This is a genomic window from Polynucleobacter sp. MWH-Loch1C5, from assembly GCF_018881775.1.
Taxonomy (GTDB): domain Bacteria; phylum Pseudomonadota; class Gammaproteobacteria; order Burkholderiales; family Burkholderiaceae; genus Polynucleobacter.
This window is the reverse complement of record NZ_JACVPR010000006.1, coordinates 1-710: the sequence shown is the minus strand read 5'-3', so window position 1 is coordinate 710 and position 710 is coordinate 1. Positions and strand designations below refer to the sequence as shown.

Annotated in this window: 1 pseudogene; it reads right to left on the bottom strand. The window is 43.8% G+C overall.

The window, feature by feature from the left end:
• A pseudogene (locus tag ICE94_RS08435) lies at positions 1–692 on the bottom strand (hypothetical protein); the annotation flags it as partial.
• Positions 693–710: the final 18 nt, after the last annotated feature.

Here is a 710-nt window from a genome sequence, read left to right as displayed (position 1 = left end):
TCAGCAGTGATGGCAAGAGTCGGACGCTCACGGTAAATTGCATAATTACCAGTACCTAAAGCCAGACTGTAGTTAGTTGCCGATTCATCGCTGTTATAACGGAAGTTACCTGAACCACTACCAATCAAAGTTGTTAAACCAGTCGAACCAGAGATGCTACCCGTATAGAACGTCGCACGACCACCGGCGCCTACAGTGATGGTTGGGCTACCGGAGATAATGATGTTGCCGCCTGTAGTAGTACCAGCAGCTGTTGATTTACCGGCATTCAGGATGATGGCAGAGTCAGATGTATCAGTTGTTGTTAGATTACCAGCTACTGTTAAATTACTAGACAAAGTAGCTACATTAATTGATCCAGTTGCAGTGACCGCATTCAAAGTCATTGCCGCACCACTAGTCAAAGTCACAGCACCCAATCTACCATTGGTACCTGTGCCTATATTTCCAACAGTAATACCTGCACTTCCAGTTGTTACAGTTAAATCATGTGGAACATTGGTCTCGGAATTAACCGTTCCTAAACTAATAGCACTATTCGTAGTCGATAGCGTTGTGTCACCTATTAATGTCACAGCACCCGTATATGTTTGTGTACCGCTCGTAGTAATGGAATTAGCAATAGTAGACACGCCCGAAATAGTCAGACTAGAAGTTCCGGTAGAGCGAGTAATACTATTTCCACTTGCCATTGTTAAAGTTGCAATTGT